This is a genomic window from Chitinophaga sp. sic0106, from assembly GCF_019219075.1.
In the GTDB taxonomy this organism is placed as follows: Bacteria; Bacteroidota; Bacteroidia; order Chitinophagales; family Chitinophagaceae; genus Chitinophaga.
Map to the genome: position 1 here is coordinate 328,511 of NZ_JAHUWJ010000005.1, position 21,018 is coordinate 349,528.

Here is a 21,018-nt window from a genome sequence, read left to right on the forward strand (position 1 = left end):
ACCTATTTCTTGATTAGCACGGATACAGAGATGATGAAATACAGTATTGGATGGCTGGTTGCCTTGCTATGCCCGATCAGCATACATGCGCAGCAACCTGCTCAACCCTGGAGTAACCCGAAGGTTCAAAACGAAAATGCCCTGGCGCCGTATGCCTGGTTTATTCCCGCAGCTACGGAAGCTGATGCATTACAAAATGCGCCATCGCCGTTTGTACAATCGCTGGACGGGGTATGGAAATTCCGGCTGGATTCCGCGCCGGCAGCCCGCCCGCAAAACTTTTTTGCTGAGGATTATGATGTGAGCCGTTGGGAAAATATTAAAGTGCCCGCCCACTGGCAAACGCAAGGGTTTGACCGGTTTATTTTTACAGATGTTGAATACCCGATTCCGGTAAATCCGCCATACCCGCCTGAACTTAATAATCCTGTTGGATCGTACCGCAGGGATTTTACCATTCCTGATAACTGGGGAGACAGAAATGTTATACTTCACTTTGGTGCTGTGAACTCCTTTTTCTTTTGTTGGGTAAACGGGAAATATGTGGGTTTAGGGAAAGATAGTAAAACAGCCAGTGAGTTTGATATCACCCGGTTCCTGCGTAAAGGCCGCAACACTTTGTCGGTCCAGGTATTTCGCTTTAGCGACGCTACCTACCTGGAAGGCCAGGATATGTGGAAGCTAAGCGGCATTGAGCGAAGCGTGCAATTAATTGCCAGGCCTAAAACAAGGGCGCAGGATTTCTTTGTAAAAGCAGGGCTGGACAGCAGTTATACCAACGGCCTCCTTCAGCTGGACCTGCACTTTAATACCCCCGTGAAAGGAGGTTACCTGCAAGCTAAGTTGCTCGATGATAACAATACCGTGATCATGACGCGTCGCGCAGCGCTGACGGGGAGTGAAAATTACCAGATCAGCCTTGTAGTTCCAAACGTGAAATCCTGGAATGCCGAAAATCCATCTCTCTATAACCTGTTAATTGCCTACTATGACACGCATGGAAAGTTAATAGAAGTGATTAAACACCGTACCGGCTTCAGAACCCTGGAGATCCGGAACGGACTGCTGCTGGTCAATGGGGTAGCCATAAAAATAAAAGGGGTAAACCGCCATGAGCATAATATGTACACCGGCAAGGTGATCACCAGAGATGAAATGATAGCGGATATCAAACTGATGAAGCAATACAATATCAATGCGGTGCGTAGCAGTCACTATCCGAATAGTCCCGACTGGTACGAACTCTGCGATGAATACGGTTTGTATGTAGTAGATGAAGCAAACATTGAATGTGATGGTATGTCGTTTTCTCCACTCCAAACGCTATCAGATAAGCCGGAGTGGAAAGAGGCTTACCTGCACCGGACGCGGCGGATGTTTGAAACGAATAAGAACCATTGCTCGATCATCACCTGGTCGCTGGGCAATGAAAGTGCTTTCGGGGAAAATTTTATCGCTACCTATCACTACCTGAAAACGATGGATAGTACGCGCCCCGTACAATATGAAGCCGCAGGCAGAAATGAATATACAGATATCGTTTGCCCGATGTATAAATCGCCTGGTGTAATGCTGGAATATGTGAAAAAATGGAATCCCCGTCCATTCATTCAGTGCGAATACGCGCATATGATGGGCAATGGCGGTGGTAACCTGAAAGATTACTGGGACCTGATTTATCAGCATCAGCAATTGCAGGGAGGCTTTATCTGGGATTTCTCGGACCAGACATTCAAGCAAAAAGATAAGCAAGGCCGTGAGATCTGGGCATATGGCCGGGATATGGGACAGGTGGGACTTACCAGTGATACCAGTTATTGTGCGGATGGATTGTTTGCGGCCGACAGGTCACCGCACCCGCAGGCCTTTGAGTTAAAGAAAGTGATTCAACCAGTCACCTTTGAAACCGTGCCGTTATCCGCCAGCCAATTACGGATTATTAACCGGCTGGACTTTACAAACCTGGAGCAGTTTGACTTTTCCTGGTACATCCGATGCAATGGGGAAACGGTGGCTAAAGGTCCCCTGCAAGTAGGTGCTGTATTGCCACACCAGGCAAAAACGGTCCCGTTAACATTGCCGGCACTTAGCAATAAAGCATATTTCCTCACCGTTGAAATGCGTACAAAAAATGCAACAGCGGTACTTCCGGCAAATCACCTGCTGGCCTGGGAACAGTTTGAATTGCCTTGCAGCCCGCAGGATACCGCATCGCCGATTGCGCAAAAAATCAATCTCTCCCAAAACGCTGAACAGATAAAGATTACAGGAGATGATTTTGAAATTACTTTCAGCAAAAACACCGGCTGGCTGAGTGGTTATAGTTACCAGCAGCAGGCCATTATGCAATCACCACTGGAGCCTCACTTCTGGCGTGCGCCTACAGATAATGATATCGGAAATAGTCAGCAGATGCGTTGTGCGGTTTGGAAAGATGTAATGCAAACTGCGCACCTGGATTCCATCAGACTTGATCCTTACAAGGCAATCATCCGCACCTGGCATTCCCTTCCGGCAGTAAAGGCGACCTACCTGGCCACCTATACTGTTTCAGGAGATGGTGCAGTGCAGGTAACAGTAACTATGAAAACCGGTAAAGAAACTATGCCCGAACTACCGCGTTTTGGTATGCGTACCATCCTGCGTGGCGCATTTGATAATGTGGCCTGGCTGGGGCGCGGGCCATTCGATAACTATGCCGACAGGTACACGGCCGCCGCGGTGGACTTATACCGCATGAAGGCAGATCAGCTGTTTCATCCATATCCCCGCGCCCAGGAAAGTGGCTACAGAACAGGGGTACGTTGGATGTCGCTCACTGATCAGCAGGGGATAGGCCTCACCGCAAAAGGCACTCCGCAAATATGCGCAGGTGTACTGCATTTCAATATGGACAAGCTGGAATTTGACCGGCATGCAGCTGAAAATAATCATGGTGGCAGTATTACCAACGAAGACCTCGTATGGTGGAATATTGATTACAAACAGTCCGGCGTAGGTGGTGATAACAGCTGGGGAGCCACACCGCATGCAGCGTTTATGTTGCCCTACCAGGATTACAGCTATTCTTTTATACTATGCCCTGCAAAAAAATGATGAATATGAGCAAATGGTTGATCCTTCTACTCGGACTATCGCTGCAACAGGCGTATGCACAACGGAGTAAATACCCGGATGTTTTAAACCTGCGTACAAATCCACCTAAAGGACAAAATATAGCAACCAATGTATTCAGTGATATGGGGGCTTGGCATGCCTATGCACTGCCGCAACAGCCGGCCGATAACGGTGCTTTTATTGGTCCGCTGGTCATGGGGATGCAAGGAGCGTGGCTTTCGGATGCCTTTTCAAGACTAGAGCTTATTGAAAATAATCAACGGATAGACCTTGCCGCTGCCCGGGCAAACGCTCACTATTTTCCCGGAATGCTGATGCAGCAACTGGTAATTGATCAGCTGGAAATTCAGCAGCAATTGATTTTTGTATCCGGCAGAGAAGCCTTGCTGCATACGCACATCACCAACAAAGGGGGCGCTGTCCGAACACTGGACGTACGTTATGTGGGTCAATCACGTAGGCGCGTTACCGTTAATAAGGAATCGGGTGTGCTGCAGTCGGGTGGTTTTGTAATTGTTTTTCCGGGAGATGTAAAGCTATCGGCCGACAGTTTTCACTACCGGGCCAGCCATCCCGGTGTGTCCATTGCTCCCGGCGCAAGCTATGCACAAACACAGGTACAGGCTTACTATCCTGATTCCGTGTATACGCCGGCGTTATACGATTTGAATAAAGCCTTGGCGGAAAATGAACGTAGATGGAATGGTTACCTCGACCGGTATTTTTCAGGAGCCCCCATGCTCACCGCAGCACAGCAACGCCTGGCGGTGAAATGCATGGTTACGTTGATCACCAATTGGCGCAGCAGTGCAGGCGATATACTGCATGACGGCGTATTTCCTTCCGTTAATTACCAGGGCTTTTATGGCGTGTGGAGCTGGGATAGCTGGAAACAGGCAGCCGGTATCGTCACCTTCCATCCGGAATTAGCAAAAAATAATATCCGCGCCATGTTCGATTACCAGGATGCACATGGGATGGTAGCGGATTGCATTTATGCCGATCAGCGGGAAAATAACTGGCGCGATACAAAGCCGCCACTCGCGGCCTGGGCCGTGTGGGAAGTGTTTCTGCAAACAAAAGATACCGCCTTTGTGAAAGAACTATTACCCAAACTGGTGCGCTACCACAATTGGTGGTATGCCAACAGGGACCATGATCAGAATGGTTTATGTGAGTACGGATCAACGGACGGTACCCGTATTGCGGCTGCCTGGGAAAGCGGAATGGACAATGCCGTGCGGTTTGACAGTGCCGTCATGCTACAAAATAAGGAGGGGGCCTGGTCCCTCAATCAGGAAAGCGTGGATCTTAATGCCTACTTATATGCCGAGAAAATATATCTCCACCAGCTACATACCGTGGCAGATGAAAAAGCCAGCTATAGTGAACAGGCAGCGAAATTAGGGGCTATCATCCGCAATAAATTTTATGATAAGCAGGAAGGATTTTTTTATGATCTGCAACCCGCTACGGGAAAGCTGGTGCGGGTAGATGGCCCCGAAGGCTGGATTCCCTTATGGGCCGGATTAGCTACGCAGGACCAGGCGAAGACGGTGTTGGGCAGAATGAGTGATCCGAAAAAATTTAATACCAAAGTGCCATTTCCAACGCTTGCTGCCGATCATCCGGCATTTGATCCCATGAAGGGTTATTGGCGAGGCCCTGTATGGCTGGACCAGGTAGCTTTTGCCACCACAGGCCTGCGCAAGTACGGATATAAAAAACAGGCCGCAAAGTTTGAAAAGCAACTGCTGGAAAACGCAGCAGGATTGCTCACGGATGCACCCATATCTGAAAACTATCATCCCCTGAGCGGTAAAGGTTTGAACGCAAAGAATTTTAGCTGGTCCGCAGCTCATTTGTTAATGATACTGAAAAATAAATAACGTCATGGAATTTACAGCAAACGAAGTAAAGCAGCTGGTGCAAAAGCACTACCTGCTGGGAGTAGAAGTAGCTCCTTTGCAGGGTTACGATGAATTTAACTATAGGATCACTGATACCTCCGGGCGGAAATTTATCCTCAAAATAACCGGCGAGGAAAAGCAATACTCTTTCCTGGATGCACAACTGCGTATCCTGGATCATCTTACTGTCACCGACGTAGCGTGGAAATTCCAGCAAATACTGCGGAATAAAAATCGCCAGGAATTAACGCCGGTGTTCAAAGATGGGAAACAATATTACGTCCGCATCCTAACGTGGCTGGACGGGGAATGCTGGGCCACTGTACCGCTGAAAACGAAAGAATTGTACCTGGACCTTGGTCATTTTCTGGGAGAAACAGATGAAGCCATGCGGGAGTTCCAACACGATGCGCTACACCGCCATTACACCTGGGATATCAGTACGGCTGCGGACGCCAACAAATTACTACATCATATTCCTGACCCTGAAAAAAGAAGACTGGCAGGCTATTTTTTGCTGGCTTTTGAAACGGAAGTGCTGCCGGTATTGCAGGACCTGCGTCATGCCTGCATCCACGGGGATGCGAATGATTATAATGTGCTGGTGCAGCATGGGAGAGTCAGTGGACTCATTGACCTGGGCGATATGGTGTATACCGCGCTGGTAAACAATGTAGCCATTGCCTGTACCTATGCCATGTTTAACGCCGCAGATCCGCTACAGGCGGCCGCATGGGTAATTGAAGGGTATCACCAGGCATTTCCGCTCACGGAGCAGGAGGTAGACCTGATCTATTATCTGATCGCAGGGCGTTTATGCATTAGCGTTACACAGTCTGCATACCAGGCTTCGCAGGGGTCCTCTAATAGTCATCACTTTGTGACTGAAAAAGACGCCTGGCAACTGCTGAATGCCCTTATTCAAATCAATCCCCTCCGGGCTGCGGATACCTTCCGTAAAGCTTGTGGTATGGCGTCATTGATCAATAAGGAAGATGATTATAGTCAGCTGCTACGGGAGCGAAAAGCGGTGATAGGCCGCAACCTTAGCATCAGCTATCGGAAACCGCTGAAAATTGTAAAGGGCGCCCTGCAATATTTATATGATGATAAGGGAGATACTTATGTGGACTGTGTAAATAACCCGAGTCACGTAGGGCATTGCCACCCGGTAGTAGTGAAGGCTATGCAGCGGCAGATTGCCACACTTAATACCAATAGTCGCTATCTGAGCGATCACCTGGTGGCATATGCTAAGGAGCTGCTTAGCACGCTGCCACCTAACCTGGCGGTGGTGTACTTTACCAACTCCGGCAGTGAGGCCAACGATCTGGCCATTCGCATGAGCCGGCATTTTACAGGCCGCAAAGAAGTAATGGTATTGGATCATGCCTATCATGGCACCTCCACGGTAGCCATGGAAATGAGTCCTTATAAATTTGATGGCAAAGGAGGATTCGGGCAAATGCCCTATATCCATAAAGCAGTTTCTCCGGATTTGTACCGGGGCGAATTTCGGTATGATGATCCGCAGGCCGGTGAAAAATATGCAGCGGATGTAGCACAGATCCTGGAGCGCAACCCCGGAAAAATTGCAGCGTTCATTTGTGAAACATTGCTCGGTGTTGGAGGGCAAATCCCTTTGCCTGATAACTATCTTACACAGGTCTACCAATATATACGGGCTGCCGGCGGGGTATGCATTGCCGACGAAGTGCAGGTGGGCTTTGGAAGAGTAGGAGAGAAATTCTGGGGCTTTGAATTGCAGCAGGTGCAACCGGATATTGTGGTGCTGGGTAAACCTATCGGCAACGGACATCCGCTGGCGGCAGTAGTGGTGACGAGGGAAATAGCTGATGCCTTTGACAATGGGATGGAGTACTTCAATACTTTTGGCGGTAACCCCGTATCCATGGTCGCCGGCCGTGCGGTACTGGAAGTGATCAGGTCCGAACAAATGCAGCAGCATGCCCTGGAAACCGGCAACTATCTCATGGCAGGACTACGCAGCCTGATGGAAAAACATCGAATCATCAGTGATGTTCGTGGATTCGGACTCTTTATCGGCGCAGAAATGGTGAAAGACCATGTGACGATGGAGCCAGCGGTAGACGAGATCAACGCCGTAGTGGAGAAAATGAAGGAGCGGGGCTTCCTGCTCTCTACGGACGGCCCCCTGCACAATGTGCTGAAAATTAAACCACCCATGGTTTTTAACAAGCAAAATGCTACTGATCTGGTACGCCATCTCGATGAGGTATTAACTGCAATTAATAATTAATGCTATGAATAATTTGGAATTAATCCTGGAGGGCCTGATGCGCCGCTACAAACAAAGGGTGCCCGATGTGAACCGGGTGATTACAGCCATGATTGCGGAAGGGCTGATAACTAATGAGCAGGAAATAGAAAACGATCATATCGCTTTTCGTACCATAGGCGTACCGCAGCTGGGTATACAATCCCTTGAAAAAATCTTTATCCATCACGGCTATACGAAAAAGGACTACTATTATTTTGGGGAGAAGAAACTGGATGCTTACTGGTATGCGCCGCCTGCACCTAAGCTGCCCCGCATTTTCATTAGTGAACTACGGGTGAAGGACTTGTCGGCCGAAGCACAGGAGCTTATACATAGCTATACGGATGAAGTAACGGTTGATCCTGTGGACGCTTTGCACCTGGACGATCCGGCCCAGGTGGATGCATTTCTGCATAGTGGGTTATGGCGGCTCCCGACTTACGCTGACTACGCGGCCCTGGCGGTTGAAAGCGAATATGCCTCCTGGACTATTTATAACCGTTATTACCTGAATCATTTCACCATTAGTGTACATAACCTGAAAGGGGAGTATGGCGATATTGTATACTTCAACGAGTTCCTGGAAAAGCACGGCCTGAAACTAAATGATGCCGGTGGCAAGGTGAAGAAAAGTCCGGATGGACTGCTGTTGCAAAGTGCCACTGTTGCCGGCATGATTAACGCCACTTTTGCAGGGCAGGAGCAGCACCCGATTGCCGGGTCGTATGTGGAGTTTGCAGAGCGCAGGTTACTCCCCGGGCATGAGCAACTGCCGGAGGCAGCGCGGCGCGAAGGTTTTGAAGCAGCTAATGCCAATAAGATATTTGAAAGTACGTATTCATCACAAACAAATAAGTAGCAATGAAATTTTTAGAAGAACTGGGTATCAAGGCGGTGAATCCAGGTATCAGCACAGGCATTAAATGGAAGCGGGGCAATGATGATATGGCTTCCTTTTCACCGGTGGATGGGCTGTTGATAGCAAGCGTTGGAATTGCTGGCAGGCAGGACTATGAGGAAGTAATTCAAACAGCCACCCAGGCATTTGAAGAATGGCGCGCAGTACCAGCTCCGCGCCGGGGGGAGATCATACGGCAGATAGGGGAAGCCCTGCGTGCAAAAAAGCAGGCACTGGGAAGCCTGGTAAGTTGTGAAATGGGAAAGAGCTTGCAGGAAGGTTTGGGAGAGGTACAGGAAATGATCGATATCTGTGACTTTGCGGTGGGCTTAAGCCGTCAGCTCTATGGCTTGAGCATGCACAGTGAGCGTCCTTTGCACAGGATGTATGAGCAATGGCATCCGCTGGGAATAGTGGGCATTATTTCCGCATTCAATTTTCCGGTGGCTGTTTGGAGCTGGAATGCTATGCTGGCAATGGTTTGCGGCAACGTATGTGTTTGGAAGCCCAGTGAAAAAACGCCATTGTCGTCCATTGCCTGCCAACATATAGTGGCAGAAGTGCTGGAACGCAATGGTATTCCCGAAGGCGTACTTTGTTTAGTTAACGGGGGGAGAGAAGCAGGAGAGTGGTTGGCTGCGGACCCCCGGGTGCCTTTAGTATCAGCTACTGGTTCTACCCGTATGGGAAAGGCGGTAGCGGTAACGGTAGCTGCCAGGTTAGGCCGCTGCCTGTTGGAACTGGGAGGGAACAATGCCATTATCATATCCCATGAGGCAGACCTGGACATGGCCCTGGTGGGCAGTTTATTCGGCGCCGTAGGAACGGCCGGGCAGCGTTGTACCACCACACGCCGGCTAATTATTCATGAAGCAGTTTACGATAATTTCAAAGCAAAGCTGGTGAAAGCATATGGCCAACTGCGTATTGGTAATCCGCTGGACGAAAACAATCACGTGGGTCCGTTGATTGATCAGGCGGCAGTGGATGGTTATCTGACTGCCATCAGCGCCTGTAAGGCGCAGGGGGGTAAATTTATTGTAGATGGCGGGGTATTAGGTGGTGCAGGTCACGAAAGCGGTTGTTATGTGAAACCCTGTATTGCAGAAGTACAGCCGGATTACCCTATCGTACATACGGAAACATTTGCGCCCATTCTGTACCTGATGAAATACAGTACGCTGGAGGAGGCCATTGCAATACAGAATCATGTGCCGCAGGGCCTTTCTTCCGCTATCATGACTTTAAATCTCCGGGAAGCTGAACTTTTCCTTTCTGCTGCTGGCAGCGATTGTGGGATTGCCAATGTAAACATTGGTACCTCCGGTGCGGAAATCGGTGGTGCGTTTGGTGGAGAAAAAGAAACGGGAGGGGGGCGTGAGAGTGGCAGTGATGCCTGGAAAAATTATATGCGCCGGCAAACGAATACGATCAACTACGGTACGCAGTTGCCGCTGGCGCAGGGAATTAAGTTTGACTTGTAAAGAGGTAAATATAAGACCTTCGCCCGTGAAGGTCTTATATTTACCGGTCTTGCTACACGCTCCAGGCCCTGATGGAGGCTTCAAGCTCCTCCTCAGATTCCGGTAGTTGCATTTGCAGGCCCCGGGTGATGCCTGCCTGCACATTTTCAACGTAAGGCTTGAAACTGGTGTTGTATTGTGCAAATGCTGCGTGATAGTCATTGTTTGCATGTAGCGCTTTCGCCAGCAGCGTTGCGCCTTGTATGGCCAGGCTGGTACCCATTCCTGTAAAAAAGCTGGGAGCATGTGCGGCATCGCCCACGAGGGCAACACGCCCTTTTGTCCAGGAGGGCATATGGATCTGGCAAACTTCATCGAAATAAAGGTTGTCGGACTGAAGGATGGTATCCAGGATTTCAGGAATTTTCCATTGCTTGTTGTTTCCGAAGTAATGTTTCAGTATCAACTTCTGCTGCTCCTGATCTCTGTAATCCCACTCCAGTGCAGGCGCTCTGAATACGAGTGCCGCGACGGCGGTGTCTTTGAACTGATAGATTACTGCCTGTTTACCTACTTCCCGGTATATGATGCCGGTATCCTGTGGTCTGCCGGTGGCTATATGACCCGCATCGGCAAAAGCGAAGTATGCACCAAAAAATTGTTTGAAGTTACTTTCCTTGCCAAAAACCAGTGTCCTTACCAGGGAGTGGGTGCCGTCTGCACCGAATACGAAATCAAAATTGCTTTTGGCGGCGCTTTCAAACTCCACCTCCACGTGGTTCTCCTGTTGTGTGAGGTAAGTGATACTGTCACTGAAGATAATGTCCACCTCCGGTTTGGGAACTATCCCGAACAGGATCTCCAGCAAATCGCCCCGGTGAATTTCTATATCACCCATGTATTGCTCCTGTTCATTGATGGAAACAGTCGCCAGCGTTTCATTTTGGGCATCCACGATTTCAATGGGGTGAACAAACTCCTTTGATTTAATGGCTTCCCATATGCCCATTTCCATGACAATATCTAACGTCTGCCCGCGTACGTCAATGGGGGAGCCGCCTGTTCTGAGCCCTTCTCCGCGTTCTACCACTGTTACCTGGTAGCCGAATTTGTTTAGCCAGTAGGCCAGCGTAAGGCCTGCAAAGCTTGCTCCTGAGATTAATACTTTTTGTTTCATACCTGCAAAATTTTAAGATGTTGCTTGTCGTATCAAAAGTAGTTGTAGCTTTATAATTAAAATACCTATATAGCGTCAAAAAATAGTCGTAAAACGATGGAAGATATAGACAGAAAGCTATTGCAGTATGCTGCTAAAGTTGGGTTGTCAGTAGAAAAGGATTTTAAGCATTTTGATGTTAAATTCTTTAAAGCCTTTGACTTCCTGCCTGACATGGCCATGCATTTCAGCGCGTTTGTGGTTAAAAAGAATTTCACACGCCTCACGGCCACCTCTGCTATCAAAAACAGTATAGGTTTTATGTTTTACAATATTTTTGAAGACACGATCGCCGCGCGTCAAACCCGCCGTGCCATTGATAGGCCCCATGTGCGCATATTCCCTTTTGCGATACCGCAGAAAATCCATTTCACCAAAGACACACATGTCACTCATATCTCCATAAGTATCAGTGCCGATTACCTAAAGACATTGCTGAGAGAAGAAGCAGACAACTTTCAATTTCTCCTCGATAGCACCAATAATTTTTTAATGGAGGAAATCATGACGGACGATATGCTGCGCACCGTCAATGACATCGTAAAAAAGGAGGAACCCGCTGCTTTAAAGGGCTACTATTACAGAATAAAGGCAATGGAATTACTGCTGTACTTACTGGATAGTTTAAGAAAGCGGGAGAAGCCGGCGCACCAGCAACTCAGCGGGCGCGATATTAAAGCCATTTACCAGGTGCGCGATAAAATCAGCTCCTCCATCGACAAGCCAACCAGCATTGCAGCATTAACAAGGATAGCCGGCATGAATGAACATAAACTTCGTAGCGTGTTTATCCAGGTATTTGGTATGGGGATTTATGACTATTACCAGCACCTGCGCATGAAAGAGGCGGCGCGACTTATACGTGACGAAAAACTAAGTGTATCGGCAGCAGGCTACCAGGTAGGCTTTGAAAACCTGAGCCATTTTTCCCGGGTATTTGAAAAGCATATCGGTAAAAAGCCTAAAAAGTATAGCAGTGAGGTGAAATAGCCAGCAGATATTCCTATAATTTCCCATCTTTTTACCCTATCTTTTGGCCTTACCCATAATGTGAACACGTATGAAAAACAAACTATTAATCTTATTGCCACTGCTGTATTGCATGGCCTGTCAGCAAGCTGCCAAAAATGACAGCCCGCAATGGGTAAGCCTTTTCAATGGTAAAGACCTTAGCGACTGGATCGTAAAAATCCATCACCATGAAGTAGGCGATAACTTTGGTAACACCTTTCGCGTACAGGATAGCATCATCCAGGTGCGCTACGACCAGTATGGCGATTTTAACGACCAGTTCGGTCATCTTTATTATAAACAGCCGTTCTCCCATTACCACCTCAAATTTGAATATCGGTTTGTAGGGAAATGGTATCCTTCTGCCCCTGATTATACGCTGCTCAACAGTGGCGTCATGTTCCACTCGCAGGACCCACGCAGCATGCCTAAAGAGCAGGATTGGCCAATTTCCGTGGAAATGCAGCTGCTAGCCGGTTTGGGAGATGGCAATGCACGTCCTACCGGAAATATGTGCTCCCCCGGAACCAACGTAGTATACAAAGGGAAACTGGACCCACAGCATTGTATTGAGTCCTCTTCCAAAACATATGATGGCGAACAATGGGTACGGGGTGAACTGATTGTACTCGGAGATTCACTCATCACGCATATCATTAACGGCGATACCGTTTTGCAATATTCACAGCCACAGATTGGTGGCGGGGTGGTAAATAATTATAACCCGGCAATAAAAATCGACGGAAAGCTGCTATCCGAAGGGTATATCGCTTTACAAAGTGAAGGGCAGCCGGTGGACTTCAGGAATATCAGGATATTGGATTTGAGTCCGCGCAAATAATAACCTTTTTACACTTGCAAATAATATGAAAGCCAGCCACGGATGCATATTCCATGGCTGGCTATTATTCTCTCTGAAAATAAAAATGCTTAGTTGTTAACCCTCCCAAACTCCACCTGCATCTTCCCGCCAAACTGCCCCATTAAACTCCATATCCGTTGAAAGTCTGCCAGCAGATTTTTATTCACGCCATTAAGCCCCTCCAGCTCTGTATTAGAAATGAACAGCATGCCAAACCCCTTTTCAGGGTTGAAAAACAGGAACGACGTTACGCCGCCATCACCGCCGCTATGGCCAATGATGCCATTCTTTTTCATGATATAAAACACGCCGATATTGGGTTCGTTAGGGTCGATGTTTTTTGGAGTATAGGCCGCTGAAAAAGCCGGTTGCAGCATCGTTTTATAGGAGGCGGGGGAGAGCAGGGTTCCCTTACCTTCATGCCCTGCAATGTTTTCTTTCAGGAAAAGACTCAGCTCATGGCCAGAGGTAATCAGCCCTCCATCCGGATAGCAGATCGAGCTATACGCCGGATATGGCGCTTTCAACCCCGTATATAAAGTAGCACCTGGCGCAGTGGGGAACCATCCTGAATGATCCATGTGTAGCGGACCTAAAATATATTTCTCCGTATAGTCCGCAAAAGAAAGCCCGGATTTCATTTCTATCAGATAAGCCGCCAGGTCCGAAGCAATGTTGCTGTAGTCATACCGGCTGCCAGGGGCGGATTTATTGAAATTTTTCTTACTGTAAAATTTCCCGTCAGCGGCAAGGTAGCTTTTTAGAAAGGCGCCCAGCGTGGTATCGGCACCGGTAGCACCATAACCTTTCGCCATAATTTGTTGATAGAGCGCATTATTTACATCTACCGGTGGCGTATATACGTAAGTTTTCTTATAGTAATCCTGATTGTCCGTAATGCCGGAGGTATGCGTTGCCAAATGTTTTATCAGGAGCGGCTTGTCCGCCATATTGGGTAGGGCTACTTTAAATGGCAGCAGGTCATTCACCGGGGTGTCCAGGGTAAATAAACCCTGTTCCAGGGCTTTCATCACCGCCATGCCAATAAATAATTTACTGACGGAAGCAATCGGCTGCAATGTATTAGTGCCGTAGGGTGTTTGGCGCTGCAAATCCGCGTGCCCGAAACCATGTTCGTACAATAGGGTATCCTTATTCACTATGGCAACACTAAACCCCACGAATCCAGACTGGCTGTATTGTTGATTTAACAATTGCGTAAGTGAATCCCGCGTTGATTGGGCATTAGCAGCTAAAGAGAGCAGGCAAATTGATAAGAAGGTTTTGATAGGATGAAATTTCATAGTGCCTTTTTTGCGTCCAAAGGATTTAAACATTCGGTCTTCGAAGGTAATCCGATTTGAAGGAGCAATAAAAAAAATCTCAGGAGAAGATAATTATAGCGCACAAAAAAGGGAGCAATTACCATTGCTCCCCAATAACATTCTTTAACAAACTTAGGCTGCGCCTTAATTCCAATTGTCAATCTTCACATCATCCGGGTTAGGACTCCCTTTTCCTGTTTCTAACAGCTCCTTCAGGCTCATCAGGAACAAAGCCCATTTGGTACTGCAATGGTACATGAATTCCACTTCCTCCCGCCAGTTCAGCTGCTGAAACAATACAATCACATAGTCGCCATCCTGTTTCAGGTTAAATTTAACCGTAGTGCCAATCCATTCTTCAGGACCGCCAACCACTTCCCATTCAACCAGCTCAGGGGCCTGTAGCTTTTTTACTTCCATATCGAACCCGCCTGCGCCAAACCGGAACGCAATGATATTGCCTACCTGGTCACCTTCTCCGGTGGTGTCGTTCGTCCACCAGGCAGCAAGGCCCTCACGGGTGGTCAGTGCGTGGTAAACTGCGTCGATGGAAGTTGTTTTGATTCCTACCCGATGTAATATATTTGCCATGATTAATTATTTCCTCAAAGGTATCTGATTAATACAGCTTTCATCAGGGGGGATATGGACATTATAAATGGTCGATTTGGACAATCCTCAGCGGGCTGATGCCTGAGCTCGGACTTTGCTCAGGTACACAGCTCTGGCGTACCGCGGCCTGTTGTATCTCTGTAAAAAAACAGGATATACATGCAGTATGATATTCAATATCAGCAGCGATAAGGATTTAACCACACCAAATTTCAATGCCACATAGATATTAAAGCCCAGTACCACAAAAAAGATAATCGTATGGCCTAGTTCACTCACCTTGGTTTGATAATACAAGTGCTCCAGCGAGGCTGTATTTTTTCCTAACGGATTTGCTTTCCTGATCACCTTCTCCCAGCCAATAACTACCAGGAATTTTCGGAAGATATTCACCCCCAGCCGTTCGTAAATTTTACCACCTCGTTCCCAACTCTTCTGGTCATAGTAGGGCGAATTCAGCGGAACCTTTCCAATTGCATCTGTCAGCAAAAATGTAGACAACATCAGCAGGAAATTCAAAGACCAGGCGAAGGCAAAGCGGTCCATTTTAATGTAATACATCAGGGCAGCAGTTGCAACAATAGTAGCTACTACAATTAAAATGATGGTGAGTTTTTTTCTCATTGATTATATGGGTTTGGGATACTATGCTATCGTACAGTTCCCAAATATAAGCAAACATAAGATCAGGCCCATGAATTCTTCGTCGTGCATAACTATTTGTTTTTTATTTTTACTTTTAGGGAGATGAAAATACGCGGATGGACCATAGCAGCTGCAATTATCACCATAGCTTTGCTTGGCAGCAACACGGCAATAAAACAGACCCCGTATGTGCTGGCATACCCTGCCAGCTTCGGTAACCGCATCAACATCCCGGAGGATAATCCACTTACGAAAGAAGGCGTAGCCCTCGGGCGTTCCCTCTTTTATGAAACTAAACTCTCGGCCGGCAATAAAATATCCTGCAGTTCCTGCCACCTGCAGCAGCTGGCCTTTACAGATGGTAAACCACGCAGCACCGGCGTTGATGGGGTAGCAGGGGAGCGTAATAGTATGTCGCTCGCCAACCTGCTATGGGTAAGGAATTTTTTCTGGGATGGGCGGATGCCCTCCCTGGAGGACCAGGCGATTTTTCCCCTCACCGCATCGCATGAGATGGCTCAGTCGATGGAGGTATCGGCAGCTAAGCTAAAAGCTACCACCCAATACCCGGCCATGTTTCAGGCGGCATTCGGGTCTCCCGAAATAGATGAAAAGACTATTACCAAAGCACTGGCGCAGTTTGAGCGGACACTCATTTCCGCTGATTCCCGCTATGATCAATATATCAACGGTACTTACACACCAGATAGTGCGGAAAGGCACGGACTTAAATTATTTATGACAGCACCGGTGCCGGAAAGAAATATCCGTGGCGCCAACTGCGCCCACTGCCACGGTGGACCTAAATTCTTCCTGGAGCTGTTTCACAACAACGGACTGGATAGTATACCTGTGGATGCAGGGAGGGAAAAACATACCGGCATGCTGGCCGACAAAGGCCGGTTCCGTGTACCCACGCTCCGGAATATTGCAGTAACGGCACCCTATATGCACGATGGCCGCTTTAATACGCTGGAAGAAGTACTGGACCACTACAGTGAACATATCCAGGAGAGCGCCACGCTGAGCCCCGTACTGCGACAAACATCCAATACATCCGGGAGCCATTCGCTGCGACTCACGGCTACTGAAAAAAAGGATATCATTGCTTTTTTGCACCTGCTGACGGACAGTAGTTTCCTGACCAATCCTGCATTTTCCAATCCAAATAATTAAACATTGTATATGCGATATTCATTCATCTCCGGCTTGCTGATTACATTGGTTACTACTGCCACCGCAGTAGCGCAAACCGCTACTATTACAGTAGATGGAGAAGTTACAACACCGCTGAAGTTAAGCACAGCCGACATCAGCAACATGAAAAAAACAACGCTGCAGGCTACCGACCGGGATGGTAAAGCACATGCATATTCCGGTGTACCGGTAACGGATATACTTAGGTTGGCGGGCGTAACACTAGGGCCACGGCTGCGAGGGGAGAACATGGCTAAATACCTGCTGGTGAAGTCCGGCGATGGATACGAAGTACTGTTTTCGCTGGCGGAGCTGGACTCCAGCTTCACGGATCGTGTAGTAATATTAGCTGACCAGGTAGATGGAAAGCCGCTGCCGGAAGGGAAAGGACCGTTTCGTTTGGTAGTGCCGGGAGAGAAAAAGCCGGCCCGATGGATATGGGAAGTAACGGGGATGACGGTGCGGTTTGCAAAATGATGGTTGGAATTTATGGATAGCTTGGTTTGTATCCTTAACGAACAAGCTATCCGACACCCGTTGTCCATGCTTCATATGTCATCGCAAACTTCACTTCTCCATTGGCATAATTTCCAACCTGCGTCCATCCCTGCATGGTATAAAATCGCTCTGCACGGGTATTGGGAGCTGTACCTAAGTACACCGTATCCTGTGTTTGTTCAAAATACCAATCCACCATCAGCTGATGCAATTTTTTCCCTATGCCTTGTGCCGCAAAATCGGGGGCTACAAATAAAGCCCATATACTGTTTTCCTGCAAATCCACAATGGAGAAACCCACCAGGTGGCCATTTGCCTCGCACACCCATCCTCTTCCTTTTTCGGTAATGTAATATGCCACGTCGTTGTCGGTAACGAGTGCAGGATTGCTCAGGGTGTTTTCTTTCACCAGATGGCGTACCACCTGTATTTGCGGAATGTCTGACAGTAGAGCGGTTCTGAATTTTATGGGCATTTCAGTCTGTTTTACAGAGATGCAGGACCATCTGCCGGTGAGCTGTTGTATTGCTGGTCAGTCACGTGTTCCAGCCAATCCACCACTTTGCCGTTCAGGTTTTCCTGTGTAGCAATATGCGTCATGCCTGTAGTGGCAGTGGCGCCATGCCAGTGCTTTTCATTAGGTTCAAACCAAACAACATCGCCGGGGCGAATGGTTTCCACCGGTCCGCCTTCGCGCTGTACCCATCCACAGCCAGCTGTAACAATCAGCGTTTGGCCAAGCGGATGCGTGTGCCAGGCAGTTCTTGCGCCCGGTTCAAAGGTAACACTGGCTGCTGCTGCCCTTCGGGCATCGTTGGGATCAAACAGGGGATCTATTCTCACTGCCCCTGTAAACCAATCTTCCGGTCCTTTGGCGGAGGGCCTGGACCCTGTTCTTGTTATGTCCATATGTTGTTTTTTTTCCTACTTATTACAGAAAGGTGATGGTTGCATCCAGCTCCTTAAAGTTAAGCATTTCACTTACAGCTTCGGCATCTTGTTCACCATTTTGTCCACCCCGGACTTCAGCAGGCGTGGCGCCTTAAAGCGATATCCCAGCACTACCTGAAACATCACCCGGTCATCTTCTGTGATTACGTTGGAGCGCTGTTGCCGGAAGGCGGACTCAATAATGCGGGTATACGCGCCTGCAAAGAGTCGCGGCCCGTTATAGCCTACACTCACCAGCCCATCCAGCCGGAAGATGAAATTTTCCTGGCTACCTGTGGTGGTAGCTCCGCCCGCATGCCGGTTGGTGATCCGGCTGAAAATATATCCCGCACCCGGCGCCAGGCCGGCAGCGGCATAAAATCTCTCCCTGAAAATAAAATTATAGTAGTACCCCGCTCCAAGGAGGATTTCAAAGTTTTTACCTTTTTGCGTGTAGCCATTACTGGTAGGGGTGGATCTGTCGTCATTAATATAATACCGGTACAGCAACCTGGGAACGAAACTGCCCGCACTTTTTAACTGTCGCTCCGATTGCGTGAGAATAGCATTGGCAGAAAAATCAGGATTGAAGTTATAAGCAGTCATTCCCTCAAATTGAGTAAACACCAGGTCCGGAAACTGGATGTATGGCTGCCCCGGCGTCCAGTCAGGGCGATAGTCAGCTGTGTTCTCCAGGTAAAAACCCCGCACACGACTATACGAAAGCTCCTGCATCCAGTGACGCAGATTGATGCCGGCAGAAAAACTGCCGCCTTTGGTTCTGCCCTTTTCTGCATCGTCATTGTTGCCCGGAATAAAACGGGGGATAAAGGAATAGGACGCAGATATAAACCGGTAACTGACACCGAGTCGAGTTACACTGGCTGCATTGGGACTAAGCCTGATTTCGGAAGCAGGGGTGATGACTGCCAGCTTTTCAACATCCGTACTCTGCGTTAGTTTTACCGTCAGCCACTCATCCATTTTGGCAATGTTGCCAACACTGTCTTTTACGTGCTGTGACCTGGCTATAACGCCACATAAGGTAAACAACAGTGCCAGGGTATATTTCAGCATATTATTTTACATGTGGCGCGGGTGATTTTTTTAGGAAGATGAAAATGCCACTGGTTGAAGGTAGGAATTCTTTAGGAGGAGGTGCTTTCAAATTTTTGAAAATATTCTAAATAATTATACTTAATTTAAGCTCATCAAATCCATGAAGAACCATCTGCCGGACATCCCACTTGTCTGTTTCTGAGTGTTAGCCGTCATCTCCACGGTTGTTTTTGTATTTATTCATTTTTAATTCCACAACATGATACGCAAGCTTCAACTGCTATTCGTAACCCTTTTGTTAATTCTTTCCGGCTGTAGCAAAAACGAGCGTACTAGCCTGCAGTCACTCTCCGGCAACCAAAAAAGCGCAGTAGCTGCGCTGGGATCACCTGTTGGTGATGTAGTAGGTAAAATTACGGTAGGCTACCAGGGCTGGTTTGCCGCCAATGGCGACGGTTCCCCTATTAACGCATGGTGGCACTGGACGCAAAACTGGGGCGCTTCCCCTTCGGCCACCAACAATGGTATTAAGTCGTGGCCGGATGTGCGCGATTATACCAGTACTTTCGCCACCGCATGGCCTAACCTCAACAATGGGTCGGCCGCAAGATTATTCTCTTCCTTCACTGATCAAACGGTGAATACCCAATTCAGCTGGATGCAGCAAAACGGGATCGACTGCGCCGCGTTACAGCGCTTTAATCCTACCGGCGGCGAAGGCCCCGTGCGGGATGCGATTACCGCTAAAGTGCGCACTGCCGCCGAAACCTACGGTCGTAAATTCTATATTATGTATGATGTGAGCGGGTGGACAAACATGCAGTCAGAAATAAAAACCGACTGGACGAATAAGATGTCGGCCTACACCGCGTCTTCCGCGTACGCCAAACAAAACGGCAAGCCGGTGGTATGTATCTGGGGTTTTGGTTTCAACGACAACAACCACCCATGGTCCGCCGCCGTATGCCTGGATGTGATCAACTGGTTTAAAAACCAGGGCTGCTATGTGATCGGTGGTGTGCCTACGCATTGGAGGGAGCAGGTGAGCGACTCCAGACCCGCTTTCCTGGCTACTTATAGCGCGTTTAATATGTTGTCGCCCTGGATGGTGGGCCGCATCGGCAACATCGGCGACGTAGATAATTTCTATACGAATGTACAAACACCGGATCAGGCTTATTGTAATGCTAATGGTATCGATTACCAGCCCTGTGTGTTGCCGGGCGACTTACAGGAACACCAGCGCGTGCATGGTGATTTCATGTGGCGCCAGTTCTATAATATGGTACGCTTAGGTGCCCAGGGTATCTACATTTCCATGTTCGATGAATACAATGAAGGCAACCAAATCGCCAAGACGGCGGAAAATGCCTCCTTCATTCCGGCTGGTTCCAACTTTGTTACGCTGGATGAAGACGGCGTTGCCTGCTCGTCTGATTACTACCTGCGCCTCACCGGCGATGGCGGTAAGATGCTGAAAGGCCTGATACCGTTAACGGCTACACGTCCTACGCAACCTATCGTTGGTGGCGGTAATCCCATTACGCCACCTTATGGCAGCGTGATCACGCTCAAAAGCTCCAATAACCTGTATGTATGCAGCGAAAACGGTACCCAGGCGATGAATGCCAATCGCCCTGCTGCACAGGGCTGGGAGCAGTTCACCGTGATCAATCCTGGCACAGGTACCAATAAGGTTGTTTTGCAAAATAGTGGATTCTATGTATGTTCTGAAAACGGTACACAAGCCATGAACTGCAACAGAACGGCGGTTGGTCCGTGGGAGCAGTTCGACTGGATCGATAACGGGGATGGTACCATTTCTCTCCGTGGCAGCAACGGTGCCTATGTGAGCAGTGAAGGTGGTACCCAGGCAATGACCTGCACGCGTACTACTAAGGGCGCCACCGAAAAATTCAAGGTTAACCAATAAATCCTCCGCTGGAGGTGACAAGGAAACAGCGGGGCCAGGT

Annotated in this window: 17 protein-coding genes; 10 read left to right on the forward strand and 7 right to left on the reverse strand. The window is 48.4% G+C overall.

The window, feature by feature from the left end; all coding sequences use genetic code 11:
* The first annotated feature begins 9 nt into the window (after positions 1-9).
* Genes KW844_RS10375 through KW844_RS10395 form a run of 5 tightly spaced genes read left to right on the forward strand, consistent with a single transcriptional unit; the run spans position 10 to position 9,711 of the window.
* Positions 10-3,096 carry a glycoside hydrolase family 2 TIM barrel-domain containing protein gene (locus KW844_RS10375; protein ID WP_218376647.1) on the forward strand — a complete coding sequence of 1,029 codons (3,087 nt, stop codon included), beginning with the start codon at positions 10-12 and terminating at the stop codon, positions 3,094-3,096.
* 5 nt (positions 3,097-3,101) lie between these two features.
* Complete coding sequence (locus KW844_RS10380) at positions 3,102-5,006, forward strand: trehalase family glycosidase (RefSeq protein WP_218376648.1); 1,905 nt, start codon at positions 3,102-3,104, stop codon at positions 5,004-5,006.
* A 4-nt stretch (positions 5,007-5,010) separates the two neighbouring features.
* Positions 5,011-7,308 carry an aminotransferase class III-fold pyridoxal phosphate-dependent enzyme gene (locus KW844_RS10385; protein ID WP_218376649.1) on the forward strand — a complete coding sequence of 766 codons (2,298 nt, stop codon included), beginning with the start codon at positions 5,011-5,013 and terminating at the stop codon, positions 7,306-7,308.
* Between the two features lie 4 nt (positions 7,309-7,312).
* Entirely contained in the window at positions 7,313-8,188 is an 876-nt protein-coding gene (locus KW844_RS10390; RefSeq protein ID WP_218376650.1) for a DUF1338 domain-containing protein, read from the forward strand.
* A gap of 2 nt (positions 8,189-8,190) precedes the next feature.
* Entirely contained in the window at positions 8,191-9,711 is a 1,521-nt protein-coding gene (locus KW844_RS10395) for an aldehyde dehydrogenase family protein (protein ID WP_218376651.1), read from the forward strand.
* A gap of 52 nt (positions 9,712-9,763) precedes the next feature.
* Here the strand turns inward: KW844_RS10395 and KW844_RS10400 are convergent, their stop codons facing one another.
* Positions 9,764-10,867 carry an FAD-dependent monooxygenase gene (locus KW844_RS10400; protein ID WP_218376652.1) on the reverse strand — a complete coding sequence of 368 codons (1,104 nt, stop codon included), beginning with the start codon at positions 10,865-10,867 and terminating at the stop codon, positions 9,764-9,766.
* Positions 10,868-10,963: 96 nt separating this feature from the next.
* Between KW844_RS10400 and KW844_RS10405 the strand changes: the two genes are divergently transcribed.
* Complete coding sequence (locus tag KW844_RS10405; RefSeq protein WP_218376653.1) at positions 10,964-11,896, forward strand: helix-turn-helix transcriptional regulator; 933 nt, start codon at positions 10,964-10,966, stop codon at positions 11,894-11,896.
* Between the two features lie 70 nt (positions 11,897-11,966).
* Positions 11,967-12,758 carry a DUF1080 domain-containing protein gene (locus tag KW844_RS10410; RefSeq protein WP_218376654.1) on the forward strand — a complete coding sequence of 264 codons (792 nt, stop codon included), beginning with the start codon at positions 11,967-11,969 and terminating at the stop codon, positions 12,756-12,758.
* Positions 12,759-12,847: 89 nt separating this feature from the next.
* On the opposite strand, the gene KW844_RS10415 is transcribed toward KW844_RS10410, so the two are convergent.
* The 3 genes from KW844_RS10415 to KW844_RS10425 form a co-directional block, all read right to left on the reverse strand.
* Positions 12,848-14,083, reverse strand: coding sequence for a serine hydrolase (locus KW844_RS10415; RefSeq protein ID WP_218376655.1), 1,236 nt, complete (start codon positions 14,081-14,083; stop codon positions 12,848-12,850).
* Positions 14,084-14,248: 165 nt separating this feature from the next.
* Positions 14,249-14,695 carry an SRPBCC domain-containing protein gene (locus KW844_RS10420; RefSeq protein WP_218376656.1) on the reverse strand — a complete coding sequence of 149 codons (447 nt, stop codon included), beginning with the start codon at positions 14,693-14,695 and terminating at the stop codon, positions 14,249-14,251.
* A gap of 87 nt (positions 14,696-14,782) precedes the next feature.
* Entirely contained in the window at positions 14,783-15,340 is a 558-nt protein-coding gene (locus tag KW844_RS10425; protein WP_218376657.1) for a hypothetical protein, read from the reverse strand.
* A gap of 123 nt (positions 15,341-15,463) precedes the next feature.
* Between KW844_RS10425 and KW844_RS10430 the strand changes: the two genes are divergently transcribed.
* Entirely contained in the window at positions 15,464-16,537 is a 1,074-nt protein-coding gene (locus KW844_RS10430; RefSeq protein ID WP_218376658.1) for a cytochrome-c peroxidase, read from the forward strand.
* Between the two features lie 9 nt (positions 16,538-16,546).
* Positions 16,547-17,035: a molybdopterin-dependent oxidoreductase gene (locus KW844_RS10435; RefSeq protein ID WP_218376659.1), complete on the forward strand. Its 489-nt coding sequence runs from the start codon at positions 16,547-16,549 to the stop codon at positions 17,033-17,035.
* A 46-nt stretch (positions 17,036-17,081) separates the two neighbouring features.
* Here the strand turns inward: KW844_RS10435 and KW844_RS10440 are convergent, their stop codons facing one another.
* The 3 genes from KW844_RS10440 to KW844_RS10450 all read right to left on the reverse strand — a co-directional run bounded on the left by KW844_RS10440 (position 17,082) and on the right by KW844_RS10450 (position 19,063).
* Positions 17,082-17,531 (reverse strand): GNAT family N-acetyltransferase, encoded by a 450-nt coding sequence (locus tag KW844_RS10440; RefSeq protein WP_255578336.1) that lies wholly within the window; start codon positions 17,529-17,531, stop codon positions 17,082-17,084.
* Positions 17,532-17,542: 11 nt separating this feature from the next.
* On the reverse strand, positions 17,543-17,965 hold the full coding sequence (locus tag KW844_RS10445; protein WP_218376660.1) for a cupin domain-containing protein: 423 nt from the start codon (positions 17,963-17,965) through the stop codon (positions 17,543-17,545).
* A 72-nt stretch (positions 17,966-18,037) separates the two neighbouring features.
* Positions 18,038-19,063: a DUF4421 family protein gene (locus tag KW844_RS10450; RefSeq protein ID WP_218376661.1), complete on the reverse strand. Its 1,026-nt coding sequence runs from the start codon at positions 19,061-19,063 to the stop codon at positions 18,038-18,040.
* Between the two features lie 241 nt (positions 19,064-19,304).
* On the opposite strand from KW844_RS10450, the gene KW844_RS10455 reads away from it, so the two are divergent.
* A complete protein-coding gene (locus tag KW844_RS10455; protein WP_218376662.1) occupies positions 19,305-20,978 on the forward strand; it encodes a lectin in 1,674 nt (557 codons plus the stop codon).
* The last annotated feature ends 40 nt before the right edge of the window (positions 20,979-21,018 follow it).